This window comes from Geodermatophilus sp. SYSU D01180, from assembly GCF_054050415.1.
This window is the reverse complement of sequence record NZ_JBJGZH010000002.1, coordinates 184,816-203,240: the sequence shown is the minus strand read 5'-3', so window position 1 is coordinate 203,240 and position 18,425 is coordinate 184,816. Positions and strand designations below refer to the sequence as shown.

The following is an 18,425-nucleotide window of genomic DNA, read 5'->3' as shown; positions in this document are numbered from 1 at the left end:
GCCCGCCCGCGGTCACCGGGGGAGTCGCCCCATGAGGTGGAACTCGGGGTTGGGCGGGATCGCGGCGAAGTGCGCGAGCCGGTTGGACAGCGCGAAGAAGGCGGTGATCGCGCCCACGTCCCAGACGTCGTCCTCGGTCAGGCCGTGCGCGCGCAGCCGGTCGAGGTCCGCGGCGGTCACCGCGGCGGGGTCGGTGGCCAGCCGGACGGCGACGTCGAGGACGGCGCGCACCCGGTCGTCGAGCGGGGCCTTGCGCCAGTCGACGGCGACCAGGTCGGCGAGGTACGGGTCGCGGGTGCGGATGCGCGCGATCGCGCCGTGCGCCACCACGCAGTACGCGCAGTCGTTGGCCGCACTGGTGGCGACCACGATCAGCTCGCGCTCGCCGGTCGACAGGCCCGGGGTGTCCTTGTCCATCAGCGCGTCGTGCATCGCGAGGAACGCCCGCTCCTCGGCCGGCCGCCAGGACAGCGCCGCGAAGACGTTGGGCAGGAACCCCGACTTCTCCTGCACCTCGGCGTGGCGCTCGGCCAGGTCCGGCGGCAGGTCGGCGGAATCGGCGACGGGGAAGCGGCTGATCGGCGCCGGGTCGGTGGTCACCCGTGCAGCGTGCCCCGCGGCCGGTCCGGCGTCGACCGCGTGGGTCGACGCAGCGCGTCGCACGGCCCCGTCAGGCCCCCTTGCAGGGGCGGGGGGCAAGGGGGTCCTCGATCAGTCCGCGACGACGACGCGGTCGCGGCCCTCGCGCTTGGCGCGGTAGAGGCGGGCGTCGGCGCGGCCGAGCAGCTGCGCGGGCGTCCGGTCGGGGACCTCGCTGGTGCTGGCGGCGCCGATGCTCACGGTCACCGGCAGGTCCCCGGTGAGCGGGCCCCACGCGTGGGCGGCCACGGCGCTGCGGACGTCCTCCAGGTGGCGGGCCGCGGCCGCGGCGTCGGCGCCGGCGAGGACGACGAGGAACTCCTCGCCGCCGAGGCGGGCGACCAGCGAGCCGGTGCCCGGCGTCGGGAGGTCCTGCACGATCCCCGCGACGGTGCGCAGCACCTCGTCGCCGACGGCGTGCGAGCAGGTGTCGTTGACCCGCTTGAAGTGGTCCAGGTCCAGCAGCGCCACCCACACCAGCGCGCCGTCGGCCAGCAGCCGGGGCAGCTCGTCGTCGACGTGCCGGCGGTTGTGCAGGCCGGTGAGCGGGTCGCGCAGGGACAGCTCGCGCCAGCGGCGGCTCTGCCGGCGGGCCTCGGTGGTCTCGTACATGGCCTGCAGCGCGCGGGCGCGGGACTCGCGCTGGGCGGACTGCTGCTCCATGAGCTCGGCGCAGTAGCGCTTGTGCTCCTCGAAGGCGGCGCGGTGGTCTCCGGCGGCGGCGTGCAGCTCGGCCTGCTCGGCGCGGGCGCGCACCCGGATCGACGTCAGCCCGTGCTGCCGGCAGCGGCGCACGCACTCGTCGAGGGTCCGCTGGGCCGCGTCGACGGCGCCGCGGCGGCGCTGCACCTCGGCGAGGGTGAGCAGGAAGTCGGCCCCGGCATCGCCGTCGTGGGAGCTGTCGAGCACCTCCGGCACCAGGCCCGGCAGCAGCGCCTCCTCGGCCTCGTCCAGCCGGTCCAGGCCCATGAGCGCCCGGGCGACGGTGTCCAGCCGGCCGACGTCGAGCGGGACGCCGTGCGCGGCGGCCAGGTCCTGCAGCCGGGTGCTGAAGTGCAGGGCGTCGGCGAACCGGCCGGCGAGGGTGTCGGTGTAGGCGCGGTTGTTGAGGATGCGCAGCTGGCGGTCGACGTCGCCGAGGTCCTCGGCCAGCCGGAGGACGGTGGCGTAGCGCTCGGGGGCGGCGGGGTCGCGGGACAGGCCCAGGACGTCGGCCAGCCGGACCAGGTGGTCGACCCGCAGGGCGGGGAGCGCGTCGTCGTCGAGCAGGTCGACGCCCTGCACGGCGTGCTCCAGCGCGCCGGCGAGGTCGCCGAGCTCCTGGAACACCGCGGTGAGGACGAAGGAGCTGCGCGCGAGCAGGTGCCGCGACCGGGCCTCGGTGGCCCAGCGGTGCACCTCCTGCGCGATCCGCCCGCCCTCGGCCACCGAGCCGCGGCGCCGCAGCAGGTCGGCGGCCACCAGCCGCGCCCGCTGCTCGAGGTCGGGACGGCCGAGCTCGCGGGCGGTGCCCGCGGCGGCCCCGGCGCGCTCCGCGGCCGCCTCGGAGTCGAAGCGGGTGAGGGTCTCCAGCTCGTCGAGCGTCGTGAGCAGGACCGCGAGCGGGTCCGGCGGCCGCGGGGACCCCCCGGGTACGGCGCCGGCGTCCGGACGGACGGCGAGACTGGTCACGACTCCCCATCGGCAGGGGCGGCCCGCCGCGACAGGGCGGACGCGGGATCCCCACCCGGTCGGGTGAGCCCGGGGGTGCTCGCCGGGCAGCCGGCCATCGGCACCTCCGCGGGGGCGTGGCGAACCGCTGTAGCTCCCATCAGAGCAGATGCTCCCCCCGGACGGGGGGACGCGCGCCCGGGCACCCGCACCGGGGGCCGCTCAGTCCCGGCGCCGGCGGAGCACGCCCTCCTGGACGACGGTCAGCACCAGCCGGCCCGCGCGGTCGAACACCCGCCCGGAGCACAGCGCGCGGCCGCCCGCGGACCAGGCGCTCTCCTGCTCGAAGCACAGCCAGGTGTCGGCGCGGGCCGGGCCGTGGAACCAGACGGCGTGGTCGAGGCTCGCCGTCACCAGGCCGGGGTCGCCGATGACCGCCGCGTGCGGGGCGACCGCGACGGCGAGCAGCAGCATGTCGGTGGCGTAGGCGAGCGCGCAGGCGTGCAGCCGCGGGTCGTCGGGCAGCGCCTCGCGCGAGCGGAACCAGAAGCGCTGCCGCGGCGGCGCCGGCTCGCCCCGGCCGGCCGCGACCCGGGGCGGCCCGCCGTCGAACCGGAAGTCGAACGGGTGCCGGGCGTCCAGCCACGCCAGCCACGCGAGGACCGGGGCGGGCGCGCCGGCCGCCGCGTCGGCCGGCGCGGCCAGCGACTCCGGCGGCGGGGCGTCCAGGGTGGGCACCTGGTGCTCGGGGCCGCTCTCGGGCCGGGCGAAGGACGCCGTCAGCACCAGGACCGTCTCCCCGTGCTGGACGGCGGCGACCTCCCGGGTGGTGTAGCTGCCGCCGTCGCGCACCCGGGTGACCTGCAGGTCGGTGGGCGCGGCCGGGTCGCCGGCGCGGACGAAGTAGGCGTGCAGCGAGTGCACCGCCCGCTCGTCCGGGACGGTCGCCGTGGCCGCGAGCAGTGCCTGGGCGACCACCGCGCCGCCGAACGCCCGGTCGGCCGGCACGCCGCGCGCGGCGCCGCGGAACCGGCCGGGCCCGGCCTCCGCGACGTCGAGCAGGGCGACCAGCCCACCCGGGACCGGACCGCCGCCGACCGGCTGTGCCACGCCCTGCCCCCGTCCGCCCGACCGACCGGTGCAGTGAACCACCCGGCCCGGGTCACCCGACGAGGACCGCGACCACCTCCGCGTCCCCGCACGTGCCGGCCGCGGCGCCCCGGGTGCCGTCGGGGGACGGCCCGAGGTCGGTGCCGGGGAGCTCGTCGAGCGCGGCGGGCGCGGCCGCGGCGGCGGGGTCGTCGGGGACGGCGGTGCAGCCGGCGAGCACGAGGGCGCCGGCTGTGAGCAGGACGGGGAGGGCGCGGGTCGGGGTCACGCCCGGCAGCCTCGGCACGGCGCCTTGCGGCCGGCTGCCGGCCGGCTCGGACGGCTCAGCCGCCGGCGAGCAGGGCGCGCACCGCGTCGAGGTCGTCGGCCTGGCCGGGGGTCTTGTCCGGCCGGTAGCGGAGCACCCGGGCGAAGCGCAGCGCCAGCCCGCCGGGGTAGCGCGGGCTGCGCTGGGCGCCGTCGAGCGCGACCTCGACGACGAGCTCGGGCCGCAGCTCCACGCCCCACGGGTGCTCGGCCCGGGCGTGGGCGGGGAAGGTGCGGGTCTGCCAGTCCAGCAGCTCGTCGGTCATGCCCTTGAACGTCTTGCCGACCATCACCGGCTCGCCGCCGTCGGGGTCGCGGGCGCCGAGCCAGATGTTGGACAGCGTGCCGGTGCGCCGGCCGTACCCCCACTCGGCGGCGAGGACGACGAGGTCGAGGGTGTGCACCGGCTTGACCTTCTGCCACGCGCGGCCGCGCCGGCCGGCGGCGTACGGGGCGTCCAGCGCCTTGACCACCACCCCCTCGTGGCCGGCGGACAGGGCGGCGTCGAGCACGTCGGCCGCCTGCTCGGGCGTGGGCCGGCGCACCCCGGGCATGCGCAGGGGCGCGTGGGCGTCGTCGGCGAGCAGGCCGGCCAGCGCGTCGAGGCGGACGTCGAGCGGCTCGTCGAGCAGGTCGCGGCCGTCGAGGTGCAGCACGTCGAACAGGAACGGGCTCAGCAGCACCCCGGCGTCGGCGCCGTCGCTGCCGAACCGGCTCATCGTGTCCTGGAACGCGCGCGGGCGGCCGTCGTCGTCGAGGGCCAGGGTCTCGCCGTCGAGGACGGCGGTGCGGCACGGCAGCGCGCGCACCCGCTCGACCAGCTCCGGCACGCCGCCGGTGACCTCGCGCAGGGTGCGGGTCCAGACGCGGACGTCGTCGCCGTCGCGGTGCACCTGGATGCGGGCGCCGTCGAGCTTGTGCTCCACGGTGACCGCGGGGCCGAGGTCGGCGAGCGCGGCGTCGAGGGAGGAGCCGGGGCTGGCCAGCATCGGCCGCACCGGGCGGCCCACCCGCAGCCCGACCGCGGCCAGGGCGGCCTCCCCGCCGCCGAGGGCGAGGACGGCGGTCTCGTCGAGCCGGCCGGCCAGCATCATCGCCCGCCGCACCGCCGCTGCCGGGACGCCGGCCGCGGCGGCGATCGCGTCGAGCACCACGCCCTCCAGCGCGCCCTGCCGCAGCTCGCCGCCGAGCAGCCGGACGAGCAGGTGCTGCTCGTCGGCGGTGGCGGCGGTGAGCAGCTCGGTCAGCAGCGCCTCGCGGCGGGCGGCGGAGCCGCTGCCGGCCGTGCCGGCCAGCGCGGTGAGCGTGCGGTCGACGGCGGCGACGGTCAGCGACGGCGCGGCCGCGGCCGGCGGCGCGGTCCGGGCCAGCGTGCGCCAGCCGACGCCGACCCGGCCCTGCGGCAGCTCGCCGGCCAGCCACGCGGCCACCGGCCCCGCCTCGTCCGGCCCGGCCGCGCGCAGCACCCCGGCGATGGCCTGCGCCTTGGCGGTGCGCGAGCGGGTGGCGGCCACGGCCGCGGAGGCGGCGACCACGTCGGCGAGCAGCACCCGGCGATGGTGACAGTGCGGTACGACTCCGGGAGGTGCGCGTGCCCCGATCCGGTTAGCGTCGTCCGCGCCGAGAGGAGGGCTCCCGCGTGAACCTCGAGAAGGTCGTCTTCGGGTTCTTCGTGCTGCTCGCCGCCACGCTGAACTTCGGCTTCTTCATCGGCGACATCTCCGACCCCGCGCTGCACAACGTCTACGAGCTGTTCGCCGCGCTGGTGGTCAGCCTCGTCGCCACGGTGCTCAAGTTCGGCGACCGCACGCAGATCGGCGCGGTGCACCTGGCCACCAGCCTGGTCGCCGACCTGCAGCTGGTCGCGGCCACCATCACCTGGGCCTGGGCGGTGCACGTCTCCGCGGAGGGGCTCACGGAGCACACGACGGCGAGCATGGTGTCGCTGTCGGGAGGGGCACTGCTGGCCAACGTGGTCTCGGTGGTGCTGCTCGTCGTCGAGACCGTGTCCTTCCAGCGGCACTGACCCACCGTGGAGACCGCGCCGCCGCCCCCCGTCACCACCCGTGGACGGCGCGTCCGCCGCCGGGCGCCGGTGGTGCCGCGCGCGGAGGGCTCGGCGACGGTGTTCACCGTCCTCCGGCGGATGCGCGCGCCGCTGATCACGCTGATCGTCATCTTCGCCGTCAGCGTGCTCGGGCTCTCCCTGGTGCCGGGCGTGGACGCGGACGGGCAGCCGGCCCGGCTGAGCCTGTTCGACGCCTTCTACGTCATGAGCTACACCGCGACCACGATCGGCTTCGGCGAGATCCCGTACGCGTTCAGCTACGCGCAGCGGATGTGGGTGACCGGTGCGATCTACCTGACCGTCGTCGGGTGGGCCTACGCCGTCGGCTCGCTGCTGGCGCTGGTGCAGGACCGCGCCTTCCGGCAGGCGCTGGCGCTGCGGCACGTGTCGCGCAAGGTGACCCGGCTGCGCGAGCCGTTCCTGCTCATCTGCGGCTACGGGCAGGCCGGCGAGACGCTCGCGCTGTCGCTGGACGCGCTGGGCCGCCGGTTCTCCGTCGTCGACATCGCCGAGGCCCGCATCGACGCCCTGGAGATCGCGCCGCACCGGCGCGACGTCCCCGGCGTTGTGGGCGACGCGCGCGACCCGCACGTGCTCGGCGTCGCGGGGCTGGGGCACCCGTGGTGCGAGGGCGTGCTGGCCGTGACCGGCGACGACGAGGCCAACCTCGCGGTGACCATGGCCGCCGCCCTGCTGCGCCCGGAGCTGCCGGTGGTCACCCGCACGACGTCGTCCGCGGTCGCCGATCGGATGAGCCGGTTCGGCTCGCCGACGATCATCAACCCCTTCGACCGGTTCGGGGACCACCTGCGGCTGGCCCTGCGGACCCCGGCGTCCTACCAGCTCACGACCTGGCTGGAGAGCGGGCCGGGCGCCGAGCTGCCGCCGCGGGGCTCGGCGCCCGCGCCGGGGCGGTGGGTGGTGTGCGGTTACGGGCGCTTCGGCCGGCACTTCGCCGCGGACCTGGGCGCCGAGGGGCTGGAGGTCACCGTCGTCGACACGACCCCGGGCGAGGGCGTCGTGGTGGGCGACGCCGCGGACCCCGACGTCATCCGGCGGACCGACCTGGGGACGGCGGTCGGGCTGGTGGCCGGCACCGACAACGACACCACCAACCTCTCGCTGGTGGCCGAGGCGCGGCGCACCAACCCGCACCTGTTCGTCGCCGCCCGGCAGAACCAGCCGGCCGACGCCGCCCTGTTCGCCGCGATGGACGTCGACGCGCTGCTGGTACCCACCGAGGTGGTGGCGCACGACGCCTACGCCCGGCTGAGCACGCCGCTGCTGTGGCGGTTCCTGCGCGAGCTGCCCGGGCAGAGCGACGAGTGGTCGGCCGGCGTGGTCGAGCGGCTGCTGGACGCGTGCGGCGCGCACCTCGAGGCGCTGTGGAAGGTGCGCCTGACCCCCGAGGACGCGCCGGCGCTGCACCCGCGGCTGGCCGAGGGGTGCTTCAGGCTGGCCGACCTGCTGCGCGACCCGGCCGACCGGGACCAGACCCTGCTGGCCGTGCCGCTGCTGCTGCTGCGCGGCGACGACGCGGTGCTGACGCCCGACCCCGGGACGGTGCTCCGCCCCGGCGACGAGCTGCTGTTCGCCGGCCGCGCCGCGGTGCACCGCGAGGTGGAGGCGACGATGTTCATCGACGGCGTCGCCGACTACCTGCTCACCGGGCGCCGGGTGCCGCAGAGCTGGATCTGGCGCAAGCTGAGCCGGTCGGCGCCGGTCGAGGACACGGCCCCCGCGCCCTGACGCCACACCGGGGGGGACTCGTGCCCGACCAGGCACCGGCCCGGCGACTGCTCGGCGCCCTTCCCGGCCGGGACGCCGTCCGGCCGCCGTCACTGCGCACGGACGACGACCGGTCCGCCTCGCGGCTCGAGCTGTTCTTCGACCTGGCCTTCGTCCTGGTGGTCGCCGAGCTCGCGATCGCGCTGCGCGAGGACGTGACCCTGCACGGGTTCCTCGTCTTCGCCGGGCTCTTCACGACCGTCTGGTGGTCCTGGGTCAGCTCGACGCTCTACGCCAACCGCTTCGACCACGACGACGTCGTCTACCGCCTCTACAAGCTCGGGAGCATGGCCGCCGTCGTCGGGCTGGCGGCCTCGGCGTCAGAGGCGACCGGCGAGCGGTTCGCCGTCTTCGTCGTCTGCCAGCTCCTGCTGCGCGCGCTGCTGCTCCTGCAGTACCACCGCGCCCACCGGCACGTGCCGGACGCGCGGCCGATCACCCGGCTCTACCTGGCCGGGACCGCCGCGGGCGCGGCGCTCTGGGCGGTGTCGCTCGCGGTGCCCCGGCCGGCCGCGTTCGCGCTGTGGGCCGCCGCGGTGCTGGCCGAGGCGCTGGTCCCGCTGCTGGCGACGCGGTCCTCGGCCGACCTGCCGCTGCACGTCGAGCACCTGCCCGAGAGGTTCGCACTGTTCGTCATCCTCGTGCTCGGCGAGCCGGTCGCCGCGGTCGCGCACGGCCTGTACGACGCCGGCTGGTCGGGCTCGGCGCTGCCGGTGGCGGTGCTGGCCTTCGTCCTCGCCGCCGCGCTGTGGTGGAGCTACTTCGACCTCGCCGGCGCCCGCGCCAAGCGACTGCTGGGCGAGGCGGGGGAGCACAACGGCGCCCACGCCCACGACGCCTACGTCTTCGGGCACCTGCCGCTGACGCTCGCGCTGGCCACGGTCGGCGCGGGCCTCGAGCTCGCGGTCAAGGAGGCCGCGGCCGGCGAGGTGCCGGCGGGGACCCGGTTGCTGGTGGCCGGCGGGGTGGCGGTCTACCTGGTCGCCGCGAGCGTCACCGCTTCGGCGATGACGGGGGACGTCCGGCGCGGCTGGTGGTGGCCGCTGCTCGCCGCGGCCGTGGCCCTGCTCGACGCGCTGCTGGAGCTGCCGGCGTCCGTGGTCGTCGGCGCCCTGGCCGCGCTGGTCGTGGCGGTCGTGGTGGCGGGCTGGGCGCAGCGCGCGGCGGGGGACCTGGAGACCGAGGAGGTCTGATCTCCATGGGCCCGGAGACCCGCCGACCGGGACCTCCGACCCTGCCGCCGGGCGCCGCCGCGGCGTGTCATGGGGGCGCGCCGGCCACCGGTGACCGGTGCTGAGGGGGGCTGTGCCGTGACCTCGGGAGCCGGGCCCGCTGGGGTGGTCGTCGGGGTGGACGGCTCGGCGTGCGCCCGGGCCGCGCTCGCCTGGGCGGGCCGGATGGCCGCCCGCACCGGCATGCCGCTGACCGCCGTGCGCGCGTGGAGCATGCCGACCGCACCCCGCCCGGACACCTGGGAACCGGCCTACGTGCCGCCGCTGGCCGACTGGGAGCGGGCGGTGGAGCAGGCGCTCGCCGACGACGTCGCCGCGGCCGGCGTGCCGCCGGAGGTCGCGGTGACCTGCCGCGCGGTGCACCGGGCGCCGGTCGACGCGCTGCTGGCCGCGACCGAGGGCGCGGAGCTGCTGGTCCTGGGGGCGCGGGGGAGGGGCGGCGCCCGCGGGCGGCTGCTCGGCTCGGTCGCGTCCTCGGTGCTGCGCGCGGCGCCCTGCCCGGTGACCGTCGTGCGGCCCGACGCGGTGCGCCGCGGCCCCGCCGAGGCCGTGGGGTCCGGCGCAGCCGCCGCGCCCTGACGCCTGCGTCCCCCGGGGGACGGCCCCGGGGGTGAGAGGGGGAACCATGGACCCGACCGCCCGCCCGCCCGAGGAGCCGGTGCGTCGCGAGATGTCGCTCGACGAGAAGCTCATCGCGCAGTGGGAGGCGCAGCACGACGTCGCCGCGCGCGGCCACCGCTGCGACCCGCTCGGCCTGCAGCACCAGCTCAGCCGCGAGCGGCTGGCCGACAGCACCCGGCCGCCCACCCCCCGCCGGGCCGCCCAGGCCGGCGCGGCGGCGGAGGCCGCGGGGCCGCCGCCGGACGAGGTGCGGCACCCCGAGCCCCCGACGGCCCGCCGGCACCCGTGGCGGCGCTTCCACCACCACGCCTCCGAGAGCTGACCCCTGCACACCCCCACGGATGGACCGTGGGGGCGGTGTGGGGCTGCTGTGGGTGGGATCGGCGCGGCCCCGCCGACAGGCTCGCCGCCATGACGAACACCGCTCCTGCCCCCACCGTCCCGATGGCCGACGTCCGCGACATGTACGTCGTCCACCGCGCCTTCCGCCGCGAGTTCGGCCTGCTCCCCGGGCTCGTGCGCGCCGTCGGCCCCGGCGACACCGCCCGCGCCGCCGTCCTCGCCCGGCACGCCCGGATGGTGCTGCTCGGCCTGCACCTGCACCACACCGCCGAGGACGACCTGCTCTGGCCGAAGCTGCTCGAGCGCTGCCCGCCCGACGCCGCCGTCGTCCACCGCATGGAGGCCCAGCACGCCGAGGTCGAGCGGCTGATCGGCGCCCTCGGCCCGGCGCTGGACCGCTGGGAGGTCGAGGCGCGGCCGGCGGTGGCCGAGGAGGTGGCGTCCACCGTCGAGGCGCTGGGCGCCGTCCTGGCCGAGCACCTGGCCGAGGAGGAGACCGAGATCCTGCCCCTGGCGCAGCGGCACGTCACGCAGGCGGAGTGGGCGCGGCTCGGCGAGCACGGCAAGGGCGAGATGTCGGTGCGGGAGCTGCCGCTGCTGTTCGGCGCGCTGCTGGAGGAGTGCGACCCCGACGAGCGGACGATGATGCTGCACGTCGTCCCGTTCCCGGTCCGGGTGCTGCTGCGGACGGTCTTCGCCCGGCGGTACCGCCGCTACGTCAGCGAGGTCCGCGGGCCCGCCTGATCGCCGCGGCGAGGGCCGGGACGTCCTCCGGGCGCAGCAGTCGGCCGGCGTCCCAGGCCCGGGCGAACGCCTCCTCGCCGAGCGCCGCCCGCACCGCCGGCAGCTCCTGGGCGGCCAGCGCGACGTCGGGCGGGAAGGCCACCGCGACCGCCGCCGCCTCCGCCGTCGCCGACCCCGCGGCGAACAGCTGCGCCGCGAGCTCGGGCAGCCCGCGGGAGGAGGCGACGGCGGCCAGCCCGGGCAGCGTGTAGGCCAGCGTCCACGAGGTGCGGACCTCCGCGGCGAGGCCGGCCGCCTCCGCCCACCGGTCGAAGGCGGCGTCCTCGTCGCCGGCGAGCGCGGCCAGCGAGGCCTGCACGTTGAGCAGCGTCGCCAGGCTGAACGGGCTGCCGAGCTCGCGGGCCAGCCGCTCGGCGTCGGCCAGCGCCGCCGTCCCGCCGGCGAGGTCGCCCGCCTGCAGCAGCAGCTGCCCCTGGGCGACGACGGCGTGCACCCGCGCCCACGCCTCGCCGGTCTCCGCGGCCAGCCGCAGCGCCTCGTCCAGGTCGCGGCCGGCGGTGCCGAGGTCGCCGCGGAAGACCGCGGCCGAGCCGGTGAGCACCAGCGCCAGGGCGCGCAGGTCCCCGGCGCCGGCGTCCGCTGCGGCCGTCGCCGCTCCGGCCGCCGCCTCCGCCGTGCCGGGGACGTCACCGGCGGCGTAGCGCAGCGCGGCGAGGGCGAGCAGCAGGCGGGCGTCGTCGACCGGCTCGAGGCCGGCGCGATCGACGCGGGCCACCCAGCCCAGGCCCTCGGCGACGTCGCCGCGCACGGCCCAGTACAGCCAGGTCGCCCGCACCAGCCGGGCGGCGTCGGCGGACCGGCCGGCGGCCACCAGCCGGCCGAGCGTCGCGCTCAGGTTGCCGTGGTCGCGCTCCAGCCGGTCGAGCCAGGCGCCCTGCTCCGGCCCGGTCAGCCCGGTCTCCGCGCCTGCGGCGAGGTCGAGGACGGCGGCCGTCGCGCGGTCGGCGGCCAGGTCGGTCTCCCCGGCGTCGGCCAGGCGCGCGGCGGCGTACTGCCGTACCGGCTCCAGCAGCCGGTAGCGGGCCTCGGGCCCGTCCTCGGGGACGACCAGGGACTGCTCGACCAGGCCGCCCAGGGCGGGTAGGACGTCGGGGACGCCGGCCACCGCCCGCGCGGTGTCGAGGGAGAAGCCGCCTGCGAGGACGGCCAGCCGGCGCAGCAGCCGCTGCTCCGCGGCGGTGAGCAGGTCGTGGCTCCAGTCGAGCGCGGCCCGCATCGTGCGCTGTCGCTCGGGCAGGTCCCGGGCGCCGCCGGACCCGAGCGCCTCGTCCAGCCGGCCGAGCAGTGCGGCCGGCCGCAGGTAGCGGGCGTGCGCGGCGGCCAGCTCCAGGGCCAGGGGCAGCCCGTCGAGGCGCCGGCAGATCGCGGCGACGTCGGCGGCGGTGGCGTCGGTGAGGACGACCGGGCGCCCGGCGGCCGCCGCCCGGTCGAGGAACACCTGGGCGGCGGGGGAGGCGGCCACGGCCGCGGCGCCGGAGCCCGCCGGCACCGGGAGGGGCGCGAGCGGGCGCTCCCGCTCCGCCCGCACCCGCAGCGGTGCCCGGCTGGTGGCCAGCACCGCGAGGCCCGGGCAGCGCCCGAGCAGCTCCGCGACCTCCGGCGCGGCGTCGAGCACGTGCTCCACGTTGTCGAGGACGACGAGGTGCCGCCGGTCGCCGATCCGGGCGGCCACCGCGTCGGCGACCGGCCCCGCCAGCTGCCGCCCGCCGAGCGCGCGGGCCAGGGTGGGCAGCACCAGCCCCGGTTCGCGCACCGGGGCGAGCTCGACGACCGTCACGCCGTCGGGGAACGCGGCCGCCACCTCTCGCGCCACGGCCAGCGCCAGCGTCGTCTTGCCCACCCCGCCGGGGCCGGTGAGCGTGATCAGCCGCGCGGTGCCCGACCGCAGCAGCGCGGCCACCTCCGCGACGTCGTCCTCGCGGCCGAACACCGGCGCCGCGGGCGGCGGGAGGGGGCCCGCCGCGAGCCCGCGGTCGGCCGGGCGGGCGGCAGCGGTCAGGGCGGCGCGGTCGGCGGCGTCGAGGCCGAGGGCGTCGGCGAGCGCGCGCACGGTGTGCGGGTGGGGGCGGCGCCGCTCGCCCCGCTCCAGCGCGCTCACCGCCTTGGCGGTGAGCCCGGACCGGGCGGCGAGCTCCTCCTGGGTGAGCGCGGCCGCCGTCCGCCACCGGCGCAGCAGCGCTGCCACGGGGCCGGGGTCGGACGGAGGGGCGCTCACCGGCCGGGAGGGTACTGGCCGGCGGGCCCGGCGGGCCGGGACCTCCGGCCCTACGGAACGCGCGCGTCCGCCCGGCACGCTGCCCCGGTGACCACCCCGACCGCGCTGTGGCGGCGCTGGCTGCTCGTGGTCACCGCCGGCGAGGCCCTGGGGTTCCTGGTGCCGGTGACCGCGGTGCTGCTCGGCGCCGCCGACCTGCCCGGCCCCGCGGCCCTCGCGGTGCTCGCCGCCGCCGGCGCGGCCGAGGGGGCGCTGCTCGGCGCGGCGCAGGCCGCCGTGCTCGCCCCCGTGCTGCCCGACCTGTCCCGCCGCGACTGGACGCTGCGCACCGCCGCGGCCGCCGTCGTCGCGTGGTGTCTCGGGACGGCGCCGAGCACCTGGGCGTCCGGGGTGCTCGACCTGCCGCTCGCCGTGCAGGTGCCCCTGGCCCTGCTCGCGGCGGCGCTGCTGCTCACCGTCATCGGGGCCGCCCAGTGGACGGTCCTGCGCCGGCACGTGCCCCGCGCCGGCCGCTGGATCGCGTGCACCGCGCTGGCCTGGCTCGCCGGCCTGCTCGTGTTCACCGCCGTCACCACACCGCTGTGGCAGCCGGGGCAGGACCCGGTGCCGGTCGCCGCGATCGGCGTCCTCGGCGGCCTCGCGATGGCCCTGACGATGGCGGCGGTCACCGGCCGCGGCGTCGTCGTCCTCCTCGCCGCGCGGCTCCGGCAGGCCCCGGCGGTCCGCGCGGTGTGACCTGCGGGGATGGGGTAGGCAGGTCCTGCACGGGACGCACGGACGACGGGAGGACGACGGTGGACCAGCAGGAGTGGACGCGTGTGGTGGAGGCCGCGACCCGGGCCCCGTCGATCCACAACACGCAGCCGTGGCGGTTCACCGCGTCCGGCGACCGGCTGGAGGTCCGCACCGACCCCGCGCGGGCGCTGCCCGCCCTCGATCCCAGCGGCCGGCAACGGGTGGTCAGCTGCGGCGTCGCCGTCGAGTTCGCCGTCGTCGCGCTCGCGGCCGCCGGGCACGGCACCGCCGTCGAGGAGCTGCCCGACCCGGCCGACCCCGACCTGCTGGCCGTCCTCACCGTCACCGGCGGCCGTCCCCCGGACGACGCCGACCGCGCCCTGGCCGACGCCATCGGCGCCCGGCACACCGAGCGGGCGCCGTTCCTGCCGCAGGCCGTCCCGGACGGGGTGGTCGACCGGCTGCAGGCCGCCGCCGGGGCGTTCCGGGTCTGGGTGAAGCGGATCAGCGGGGAGGACGAGGAGGTCACCACGACCTTCCTGCTGTCCCGCGCCGAGGAGGTCGAGCAGCGCGAGCCCGAGTACCTCGCCGAGCTGCAGCGGTGGCTGCGCACCGACCCGGCCGCGCCCGACGGCATCCCGGTCGGGGCGGTGCCCGGGGAGGACCCGGCGACCCGGCCGTCGAACTGGCTGGTCCGCGACTTCGTGGTCGGGTCGCGACCGGCCGGCCGGCCCGGCGACCCGGACCCCGACGCGCCGCCGCCGGACGTCGAGCGCCCCACCGTGCTGCTCCTGGGCACCGACGGCGACGACCGGCGGGCCTGGCTCACCGCCGGGCGGGCACTCGGCCGGGTGCTGCTCGAGGTGACCGCCGCCGGGCTCGCGGCCTCCCCGCTGACCCAGGCGCTCGACTGGCCGGCCACCCGCGCGCAGTTGCGCTCGCGGCTGTCGCTGGTCGGCCACCCGCAGATGCTGATGCGGCTCGGGTACCCGTCCGGGGACCGCAGCCCGACGACCAACCGCCGGCCGGTCGCGGAGGTGCTCACCTTCGGCTGATCTATAGGTCTTGACTGATATCAGCTGAGACTGAACACTCCTCCCGTGCACGCGTTCGACGTCCTGGGCGACCCGGTCCGGCGGCGGATCCTCGAGCTCCTCGCCGACGGTGAGCTGTCGGCCGGGGAGGTCACCGCCGTCGTCCGCCGGGAGTTCGGGATCACCCAGCCGGCCGTGTCCGGGCACCTGAGGGTGCTGCGGGAGAACGGCTTCGCCCGGGTCCGCGCCGAGGGGGCGCGGCGGCTGTACGCCGTCGAGCCCGCGCCGCTGCAGGACGTCGACCGGTGGCTCGAGCGGTTCCGCCGCACCTGGGACCGGCACCTCGACGCACTCGCCACCGAGCTCGCGCGGGGGGAGCGCGAGCGCCGCCTGCGCGAGTCCCAGCCCCAGGACCACCCACCCGAGGAGGAGCCGTGAGAGACCTGCTGGCCGAGATCGCCGACACCGCCCGAGAGGTCGCCCGCCGGGGCGGGGGCGACGACGAGCTGGTCGCCGTCACCGTGCGCCGCGAGTACCCGGCCGCGCCCGAGGACGTGTGGGAGGCGGTCACCGACCCGGCCCGCCTGGCCCGCTGGTTCGCGCCGGTGACCGGCGACCTGCGGGCGGGCGGCACCTTCACCGTCGAGGGCAACGCCGACGGTGAGATCCGCGAGTGCACGCCGCCGTCGACCCTGGTCCTCACCTGGGGCGGGCCGGTCAGCGTCGTCACCGTCTCGTTGACCCCGGCGGGTGCGGGCACCGTCCTGGCGCTCGAGCACACCGTCCCCCTGGCCCTCGCGGGCAGCGGCGCCGGCGCGCTGTTCGTGGGCCCGGGCTGGGACGTCGCGCTGCTCGGCCTGGCGCTGCACCTGCGCGGGGAGGACGTCGCCGACCCGGTCGCGTGGGAGGCCGGCGAGGACGTGCGCCGGTTCAACGCGGCGTCGGTCGACGCGTGGGTGGACACGGTGACCGCCTCGGGCACCGCGACGCCCGAGGAGGTCGCCGGGGGCGAGGCCGCGGCCCGGGCCCAGTTCGCCCCCTCGGCCGGCTGAGCCACGCGGCGCGGTCCCCGGCTGGCCGGGGACCGCGCCGTCGGACACAGTGGGGCGCCCGCACCCCTCACCCGGAAGGCCCCCCGTGCGCCCCACCGACGACGGCGGTTCCCAGCTCGCGGAGTTCGGCTACCGGCAGCACCTGGACCGCAGCATCGGCCGGTTCTCCAGCTTCGCCGCCGGTGTCAGCTACATCTCGATCCTCACCGGCACGTTCCAGCTCTTCTACTTCGGCTTCGGCGCCGGCGGCCCGGCGTACGTGTGGTCCTGGCCGATGGTCTTCGCCGGGCAGCTCATGGTCGCGCTGTGCTTCGCCGAGCTGGCCGCCCGCTACCCCGTGGCCGGGTCGCTCTACAACTGGACCAAGCGCCTGGGCAGCGCGACGACGTCGTGGCTGGCCGGCTGGGTGATGCTCACCGCCTCGGTCGTCACCCTCGCCGCGACCGCGCTGGCCTACCAGATCACGCTGCCGCAGCTGTGGTCGGGCTTCCAGCTGGTCGGCGACGGGACCGGCACCTACGACGTGGCCGTCAACGCCGTCGTGCTGGGCGGCCTGCTGATCACGTTCACCACCCTGGTCAACGCCTTCGGCGTGCGGCTGATGGCGCGCATCAACAGCGCCGGGGTGTTCATCGAGCTGGTGGCCGCGGTGCTGATCGTCGTCGTCCTGGCCCTGGCGATCACCCGCGGGCCGCAGGACGTGCTGTTCGACACCGGCGGCCGGGGCGAGGGGGAGCCGCTGGGCTACCTCGGCGCGTTCCTCGTCGCGGCGCTCGCGTCGGGCTACGTCATGTACGGCTTCGACACCGCCAGCTCGCTCGGCGAGGAGACGATCGACCCGGGCCGCACCGCGCCGCGGGCGATCCTGCGGGCGATCACCGCGTCCTTCGTGCTCGGCGGGCTGATCCTGCTGTTCGGGCTCATGGCCGCCCCCGACCTCACCGACCCGCAGCTGTCCTCCAGCAGCGGGGGCCTGCAGTACGTCCTGCTGTCGGTGGCCGGCACCGGCCTGGGGAAGGCGTTCCTCGTCTGCATCGTCGTCGCGGTCACCGTCTGCTGCCTCGCGGTGCACACCGCGGCGATCCGGATGACCTTCGCCATGGCCCGCGACAACGCGCTGCCCGCCTCCGCCCGGCTCGCGCACGTCGACCCGCGGCGGCGCACGCCGGTGGTGCCCGCCGTCCTGGTCGGCCTGCTCGCCGTCGGCGTGCTGCTGCTCAACGTGCGCCAGCCGCAGGTGTTCACCGCGCTGACCAGCATCGCCGTGGTGATGATCTACCTGGCGTACCTGCTGGTGACCGGGCCGATGCTGGTCGCCCGGCTGCGCGGGCGCTGGCCCCGGCCGACGCCGGGCCGGTTCTCCCTCGGCCGCCTGGGCCTGCCGGTCAACGTGCTCGCGGTGCTGTGGGGCGCCGGGATGGCGGTCAACCTGGCCTGGCCGCGGCGGGAGGTCTACAACGCCACCGGCGAGCCGCACTGGTACCTGCAGTGGGCCGCGCCGGTGTTCATCGGCGCGATCGTCGCGGTCGGCCTGGCGTGGTACCTGCTGCGCCAGCGGCGGCGCACCGGCGTGCTGCCCGAGCACGCCGCCGTCATCGACCCGACGCCGCCGCCCACGCCCGCCTGAGCCCGCGCGCCGACCCGCCGGCCACCCCGCGCAGCAGCCGCACCCGCTGCGGCCCGGGCAGCGCGGCGAACACCCGGGCCATCGCCGCGGCGACGGCGGCCGGCGGCGAGCCGACGTCCAGGTAGGCCGCCCAGGCCCGCTCGGGCAGCGCGAAGAACGCGGCGAAGAAGGCGTCGGTGGCGCGGGTGTCCAGCGGCAGCAGCACCTCGAGGCCCACGCCCAGCAGCGCCGCCGTCGTCCGGGGGCGGGCCCGCCGCACCACCGCGCGCGCGTCCCCGCCGGCCGCGAGCGCGGCCGCCACCCGCGGGCCCAGCCGCAGCGAGGATGCGACGCTGTAGCCGGTGGCCGGGTGCACCAGCCCCGCGGACGCGCCGAGCGGGACCCCCGGGCCGGCGGACCGCGGCGCGATGTCCAGGGGGATCGCCACCCGCTCGGGCTCCCCGGCCGGGCGCAGGCCGCGGGCGGCGAGGAACCGGTCCAGCCGGGCCCGCAGGTCCGGCAGCGGCACCGGCGGGCGGGCGGCCAGCGAGGTCGCCTCGAGCAGCACCGTGCCGTCGTCGAGGGCCAGGCCGTAGAGGAACGCGGGCGGGGCGGCGGCGTCGGCCAGCGCCGTCCAGTCCATGAGCAGCGCGCCGCCGGGCGGGACGACGTCGTCGACCGGGCCGGCCACCACCTCGCCCCAGGCCCGCTGCTGGGCCGTCCCCGGCCCGCCGCCGCGCGCGTCGAGCACCGTGCGGGCGGCCAGCCGGTGCCCGTCGGCGAGGACGGCGGCCTCCCCGGCCTCCACCGCGGCCACCCGGCCGGTCACCACCTCGCCACCGGCGGCGCGCAGCCGGTCGAGCAGGGCGGCGGTGACGACGTCGTTGCGCAGCCGGGCGTAGCCGCGGGACAGCCGCCGCTCGCCGCCGGCCGCGGTGCGCACGACGGTGGGGGCGTACGTGGCCGCGACGGCGGCCGGGTCGAGCCCGAGCGGGGCGGCCGCGGCCGCCAGCTCGTCGGCCCACAGGCAGTAGGTGGCCGGCCACGGGCGGACCGCCGGCGCCACCACCACCGTGCGCAGGCCCGCGGCGGCGCAGGCGGCGGCCACCGACAGCCCGGCCGGCCCGGCCCCGGCGACGACGACGTCGGCAGCGGGTGCGGGCACCGCGGCAGACCACCACACCCGCCCGCTCCCCGCCACACCCGGGCGTCGGTCCGGTCCC

The 18,425-nt window shown here is 78.0% G+C and carries 18 protein-coding genes; 11 read left to right on the top strand and 7 right to left on the bottom strand.

Annotated elements, in window-relative coordinates; all coding sequences use genetic code 11:
* Positions 1-12: 12 nt before the first annotated feature.
* From ACI8AA_RS03705 to ACI8AA_RS03685, 5 genes are all read right to left on the bottom strand, one after another.
* Positions 13-600 carry a peroxidase-related enzyme gene (locus tag ACI8AA_RS03705; RefSeq protein ID WP_457043174.1) on the bottom strand — a complete coding sequence of 196 codons (588 nt, stop codon included), beginning with the start codon at positions 598-600 and terminating at the stop codon, positions 13-15.
* A 111-nt stretch (positions 601-711) separates the two neighbouring features.
* The gene (locus ACI8AA_RS03700; protein WP_457043173.1) at positions 712-2,310 is read right to left on the bottom strand and encodes a GGDEF domain-containing protein; all 1,599 of its coding nucleotides are present in this window, start codon (positions 2,308-2,310) and stop codon (positions 712-714) included.
* 201 nt (positions 2,311-2,511) lie between these two features.
* Positions 2,512-3,399 (bottom strand): acyl-CoA thioesterase, encoded by an 888-nt coding sequence (locus ACI8AA_RS03695; RefSeq protein WP_457043172.1) that lies wholly within the window; start codon positions 3,397-3,399, stop codon positions 2,512-2,514.
* Positions 3,400-3,451: 52 nt separating this feature from the next.
* Positions 3,452-3,667 (bottom strand): hypothetical protein, encoded by a 216-nt coding sequence (locus tag ACI8AA_RS03690; protein WP_457043171.1) that lies wholly within the window; start codon positions 3,665-3,667, stop codon positions 3,452-3,454.
* A gap of 55 nt (positions 3,668-3,722) precedes the next feature.
* A complete protein-coding gene (locus tag ACI8AA_RS03685; RefSeq protein WP_457043170.1) occupies positions 3,723-5,255 on the bottom strand; it encodes an ATP-dependent DNA ligase in 1,533 nt (510 codons plus the stop codon).
* A gap of 89 nt (positions 5,256-5,344) precedes the next feature.
* On the opposite strand from ACI8AA_RS03685, the gene ACI8AA_RS03680 reads away from it, so the two are divergent.
* From ACI8AA_RS03680 to ACI8AA_RS03655, 6 genes are all read left to right on the top strand, one after another.
* Complete coding sequence (locus ACI8AA_RS03680; protein ID WP_457043169.1) at positions 5,345-5,731, top strand: DUF6394 family protein; 387 nt, start codon at positions 5,345-5,347, stop codon at positions 5,729-5,731.
* Positions 5,732-5,737: 6 nt separating this feature from the next.
* Positions 5,738-7,522, top strand: coding sequence for a potassium channel family protein (locus ACI8AA_RS03675; RefSeq protein ID WP_457043168.1), 1,785 nt, complete (start codon positions 5,738-5,740; stop codon positions 7,520-7,522).
* Positions 7,523-7,542: 20 nt separating this feature from the next.
* A complete protein-coding gene (locus ACI8AA_RS03670; RefSeq protein WP_457043167.1) occupies positions 7,543-8,754 on the top strand; it encodes a low temperature requirement protein A in 1,212 nt (403 codons plus the stop codon).
* Between the two features lie 117 nt (positions 8,755-8,871).
* Positions 8,872-9,372 (top strand): universal stress protein, encoded by a 501-nt coding sequence (locus ACI8AA_RS03665; protein WP_457043166.1) that lies wholly within the window; start codon positions 8,872-8,874, stop codon positions 9,370-9,372.
* Positions 9,373-9,418: 46 nt separating this feature from the next.
* Positions 9,419-9,736 (top strand): hypothetical protein, encoded by a 318-nt coding sequence (locus ACI8AA_RS03660; RefSeq protein WP_457043165.1) that lies wholly within the window; start codon positions 9,419-9,421, stop codon positions 9,734-9,736.
* A gap of 89 nt (positions 9,737-9,825) precedes the next feature.
* A complete protein-coding gene (locus tag ACI8AA_RS03655) occupies positions 9,826-10,500 on the top strand; it encodes a hemerythrin domain-containing protein (protein ID WP_457043164.1) in 675 nt (224 codons plus the stop codon).
* On the opposite strand, the gene ACI8AA_RS03650 is transcribed toward ACI8AA_RS03655, so the two are convergent.
* Complete coding sequence (locus ACI8AA_RS03650; protein ID WP_457043163.1) at positions 10,475-12,775, bottom strand: ATP-binding protein; 2,301 nt, start codon at positions 12,773-12,775, stop codon at positions 10,475-10,477. The two genes, ACI8AA_RS03655 and ACI8AA_RS03650, sit on opposite strands and share 26 nt — an antisense overlap.
* An 87-nt stretch (positions 12,776-12,862) precedes the next feature.
* On the opposite strand from ACI8AA_RS03650, the gene ACI8AA_RS03645 reads away from it, so the two are divergent.
* The 5 genes from ACI8AA_RS03645 to ACI8AA_RS03625 all read left to right on the top strand — a co-directional run bounded on the left by ACI8AA_RS03645 (position 12,863) and on the right by ACI8AA_RS03625 (position 17,223).
* Positions 12,863-13,510: a hypothetical protein gene (locus ACI8AA_RS03645; protein WP_457043162.1), complete on the top strand. Its 648-nt coding sequence runs from the start codon at positions 12,863-12,865 to the stop codon at positions 13,508-13,510.
* A 59-nt stretch (positions 13,511-13,569) separates the two neighbouring features.
* Positions 13,570-14,565, top strand: coding sequence for an Acg family FMN-binding oxidoreductase (locus ACI8AA_RS03640; RefSeq protein WP_457043161.1), 996 nt, complete (start codon positions 13,570-13,572; stop codon positions 14,563-14,565).
* Between the two features lie 45 nt (positions 14,566-14,610).
* Positions 14,611-14,982 carry an ArsR/SmtB family transcription factor gene (locus ACI8AA_RS03635; RefSeq protein WP_457043160.1) on the top strand — a complete coding sequence of 124 codons (372 nt, stop codon included), beginning with the start codon at positions 14,611-14,613 and terminating at the stop codon, positions 14,980-14,982.
* Complete coding sequence (locus ACI8AA_RS03630; RefSeq protein ID WP_457043159.1) at positions 14,979-15,596, top strand: SRPBCC family protein; 618 nt, start codon at positions 14,979-14,981, stop codon at positions 15,594-15,596. The genes ACI8AA_RS03635 and ACI8AA_RS03630 overlap by 4 nt, the downstream gene beginning before the upstream one ends.
* Positions 15,597-15,681: 85 nt before the next feature.
* Positions 15,682-17,223, top strand: coding sequence for an APC family permease (locus ACI8AA_RS03625; RefSeq protein WP_457043158.1), 1,542 nt, complete (start codon positions 15,682-15,684; stop codon positions 17,221-17,223).
* Here ACI8AA_RS03625 and ACI8AA_RS03620 read toward each other — a convergent pair.
* Entirely contained in the window at positions 17,189-18,367 is a 1,179-nt protein-coding gene (locus tag ACI8AA_RS03620) for a lycopene cyclase family protein (protein ID WP_457043157.1), read from the bottom strand. The two genes, ACI8AA_RS03625 and ACI8AA_RS03620, sit on opposite strands and share 35 nt — an antisense overlap.
* Between the last annotated feature and the right edge of the window lie 58 nt (positions 18,368-18,425).

Excerpts from the sequence above, each read along its gene's own strand:
- ACI8AA_RS03655 (WP_457043164.1), top strand. The coding sequence starts at position 9,826 with ATGACGAACACCGCTCCTGCCCCCACCGTCCCGATGGCCGACGTCCGC.
- ACI8AA_RS03660 (WP_457043165.1), top strand. The coding sequence starts at position 9,419 with ATGGACCCGACCGCCCGCCCGCCCGAGGAGCCGGTGCGTCGCGAGATG.